The organism is Mycobacterium asiaticum, from assembly GCF_001673635.1.
GTDB lineage: Bacteria > Actinomycetota > Actinomycetes > Mycobacteriales > Mycobacteriaceae > Mycobacterium > Mycobacterium asiaticum_C.
Genome location: NZ_LZMH01000001.1, coordinates 1 through 3,614, shown reverse-complemented (window position 1 = coordinate 3,614; position 3,614 = coordinate 1). Strand labels below are relative to the sequence as shown.

Here is a 3,614-nt window from a genome sequence, read left to right as displayed (position 1 = left end):
GCCGGTGTTGAAGAACCCGATATTGCCTTCCCCGACGTTGCCGTAGCCGAAGCTGGGGAAGGTGCTTGCGGCCGGCAGCACGCTGCCCAGACTCGGCAGGCTTGGGAAGGTGGGCAGGAGGGCGCGGTCGATGTGCAGCGGACCAACGCCGATCAGGTTGTCTCCGACCAGGCCGATGCCCAGGTTGTGGTTGCCGATATTGAAGAAGCCTTGGTTGAAGTTGCCCTGGTTGCCCACGCCGAGCGCGGACAGGAAGGACAACGGCAGGCCGGAGTTGTTGGCACCCACATTGCCGATGCCGATGTTCATGAACCCGTTGTTGGCGATCCCGACGTTTCGGCTGCCGGCGTTGAACGCCCCGACGAGGTCGGTGCCGTTGTTACCGATGCCGAAGCCGCCGAAGGTGGTGATCGGGTCGGTCGGGGTGAAGAACGGAGAGGTGTTGTTGATGCCGAAGTTCAAGGTGCCGGTGTTGAAGAACCCGATATTGCCCTCGCCGACGTTGCCGTAGCCGAAGCTGGGCAGCGCGGCTGCGGCCGGCGAGACCAATTGCGCCACGGCCGCCGCCGCGCCGCCGTGATATCCGAGCATCGCTGCCACGTCGGCCGCCCACATCTCCTCGTAGATGCTTTCAATCGCGGCGATCGCCGGCGCGTTCTGGCCGAATAGATTCGTCATCACCAGCGACACCATGTTCGAGCGGTTGGCCGAGATCAGCGCCGGGTGAACCGTGGCCGCCAGTGCCGCTTCGAATGCACCCGCGACGGCCTGTGCCTGCGACGAGGTTCCGGCCGCTTGGGCGGCCGCCGTCGCCAAGTAATTCGCGTACGGCGTTGCTGCTGCCGCCATGGCCTGAGCCGCTGGACCCTGCCATGCCTGGGCGGTCAGCTCCGAGGTCAATGCCGAGAAGGATTCCGCCGCTGAATCCAATTCCGAGGCCAAAGACTGCCACGCCGCAGCTGCTTCCAGCATTGGACCCGAACCTGCGCCGGAGAACATCAAAGCCGAAGTAATCTCTGGTGGCAGCATCAGGAAGCTCATTGTCGGGTCGCCCTTTCCGTTTCGCGTCGCTCCGGCTGCTTCTTTGCCGCATGCACGGAGCCATCCGATACGCGCCGATAATGCCATGCGATACCGAATTGAGTGTGTGAATACATTAGATTCGTGTCCGTAGCAGAATTGACCTTCGGGTCAAATCCGGTTCGCAGGCCCGATAACCAGCAGATTTGGTGCAGTGCCAGCCTTTCTGTGAATTTCTCTCAGATTCGGCCCGCGAGCATCGCCCGGCATTTGACTACAAAGTTTTGAGACGGATGGCCCTCTTAGGGTGATCTAAGCCACAAGATATTCCGCTGAGAATTTCTCAGAATTGGGCAGTATTGCCGTATTTGGAGTTTGCTGAGAATATCTCAGCCGTCCCATTGCGCCTGTCGAGCGTGCATCCCGCGACGCTTTCTCGGCGTGTCCCGTCGTGCAATGCACACTCGGCCGGAGGCTCGAAACGAGTCGGCCGGGACCCTGGGGGCAAGAGGGCGCCTAGTTGAAAGTCGGCGGTCCCTCGTGCGGTCGCTGAATTTCGGCGAAGGTTGGAGTGTGGGCGAGCGTCACGAGCGCCTCGAACAGGTCGTCGGCCTCGCGGCCGGCAGGGATCCCGTTGAGCACGGGGCCGAAAAAGCAGGCGTCGTCAATGCAGAGGATCGGGCTGCCGCCGGTGTCGCCGAGGGCGTCTTGGCTTTCCTGATGTGCGAGGGCAAGCGCGTCGTCACGCTCGTCATCGAACATTGCCTCAGCGAGGGTGCTGTCGACTCCGCATTCGGACAAGATCTCGCCGACTAGCTGTGGTGTCATGTCGTCGCCCGCTTCGTGAAGATGCCGGCCGAGGGCGGTATACACCGGTTCGGTCAATTTGGGACCGCTGACTTCGACGGCGGCGAGCACGATGCGCCCGAGTTGACGCGACATCTCAAGGTGCTTGCGCTGTTTCTCCGACTCAACAGCCTGGCCTTCGTTGAGCAGAGCCAGGCTCATCAGGTGCCAGTTGATGTCGAGGTCACGGTGGCCGGACTGGTCGAGCAGCCAGCGGGAGGCCGCCCACGCAAAGGGGCACACCGGATCGAAATAGACGTCGATCCGTGTCATTGCGCGCCGCCGGATCGTGCGCCGCCTTGCGTGTGGGGTAGGTCTTTTCTCATTGGCTGCCGGGTACCCGGCAACGGTTCTGGTAATCCCGATGATTGGATCGGGAATCGGCGGGGCAGCAGGGCGCAGGTCAATAGCCCTGCGCTGCAACACTATTTGTCACAGTGACGAATCCAACCAGTCGGGTAGTGCGGGCGACACTTGGGGTGAGTGGTGCCACCGATTGTTCGGATGACCCTGGCGTTGGAGCAGAACCTTGATACGTTGCGTGCGTGTCGGAGAACGCGATCGTCTTCGGATCAATAGCGCTCGCCGTCTTGATGGTTCTGTCGATCGTGTGGTTCGTGCGACGCGCTTTTATCCGACACGATCCGACGCGGGCGGCGGCGAGTGTGACGGTGGTGCCGAATGCCGCCTTCGAGCTCCAACTACCGGGTCATCCTGGCAAGCTATATTTCCGTTTCGACATCACCGGCGACACTGGCGGCTATTACGATCTGCTGGTTACGGGCGAGATCGTCAACGAGCTAGGAGGTACCCGGCCGTTCGCCGTGAAGACGAGCCCGCACAGCAAGCTCGAGGGTGCCGCCAGCGCCCGTCACGTCATTACCACCTACGCATTGACAACCTTCAAAGGGTCGATTCCGCTGGCGGCGGTCCGCCCCGGCGATCGCGCCGCGCGCGGTGAGGTTACCGAGCATCCAACCGGGTTGCTGCGGAATGGGTGGGTCTACGTTCCGCGTAGCAAGTAGAGATCGGCCGCGAGCGGGCCGGCGGCCGAATGCCTCCGCGTTGTCAGCCTGAGTGATGAAAAGGTTTACGCCGACCTTGCGAGTTCCTGCGTGGCTCGTTCAAGTTTTCGGAGTAGGCGCTTTTGACTCATCGGCAAGGTGCGCGCATAACCCGGCTCGATCACGGCGAGTCTGCCGGAAAAGCGCGCTGCTAGCGTCCAACGCAGCTTGCAGCGCCCAGGCGACAAAGGCGTGACGTCGTAGACCTCGGTGAAGCTGCTCAACCAGCCGATGCTCACTGCGGCGATACTGAAAGCTATGCGGCGGTTGGGTTCCCAAGCCCAGAACACCTCATCGATCCTGTGGCCGCCCAACATCTTCACGGTGCGGGTCGTCCCGTTCGCGAACGGTTTCGGGCTCGTCCAGGTGGTCTCGCGCATGCCGGGCACCCATTTTGGCCACCACGCCTCGTCCTCGAATGCGGCGAACAGCTGCTCTGCACTCACCGCCATTTCGCGTTCCGCGATGCCGACAGCTCTTGCGGTCGCGGGGAGGTTCTCATCAACGACCAGCTCGTGCATTGCACCTCCTGCGGCTAGGACGTTTCAATCTAACACCGCCGCCGGGATCTACGACCAGACTGAATCCGAAAGGGCTGCGACAGAACGCAACCCGGGGACGGACCATCGGCGAATCGTCACTGTGACGTATTAGTGGCGAGGGGCGGGCGGGCGGGTCTGGCTG

At 62.2% G+C, this 3,614-nt stretch carries 4 protein-coding genes; 1 reads left to right on the top strand and 3 read right to left on the bottom strand.

All coding sequences use genetic code 11. From position 1 onward, the window contains the following. A partial coding sequence (locus tag A5645_RS00020; protein ID WP_436405450.1) for a PPE family protein occupies nt 1-1,041 on the bottom strand: 1,041 nt, incomplete at its 3' end. Nucleotides 1,042-1,536: 495 nt separating this feature from the next. Next, the gene (locus tag A5645_RS00015; RefSeq protein ID WP_065128058.1) at nt 1,537-2,139 is read right to left on the bottom strand and encodes a mycothiol-dependent nitroreductase Rv2466c family protein; all 603 of its coding nucleotides are present in this window, start codon (nt 2,137-2,139) and stop codon (nt 1,537-1,539) included. Nucleotides 2,140-2,411: 272 nt separating this feature from the next. Between A5645_RS00015 and A5645_RS00010 the strand changes: the two genes are divergently transcribed. After that, entirely contained in the window at nt 2,412-2,891 is a 480-nt protein-coding gene (locus A5645_RS00010) for a hypothetical protein (RefSeq protein WP_065128057.1), read from the top strand. Nucleotides 2,892-2,956: 65 nt separating this feature from the next. Here the strand turns inward: A5645_RS00010 and A5645_RS00005 are convergent, their stop codons facing one another. Continuing rightward, nucleotides 2,957-3,451, bottom strand: a complete 495-nt coding sequence (locus A5645_RS00005; RefSeq protein ID WP_065036795.1) for an SRPBCC family protein — start codon at nt 3,449-3,451, stop codon at nt 2,957-2,959. Nucleotides 3,452-3,614 lie beyond the last annotated feature (163 nt).

Bases quoted from the DNA above. Each gene is read 5' to 3' on its own strand.
- A5645_RS00015 (WP_065128058.1), bottom strand. From the start codon at position 2,139: ATGACACGGATCGACGTCTATTTCGATCCGGTGTGCCCCTTTGCGTGG.
- A5645_RS00005 (WP_065036795.1), bottom strand. From the start codon at position 3,451: ATGCACGAGCTGGTCGTTGATGAGAACCTCCCCGCGACCGCAAGAGCT.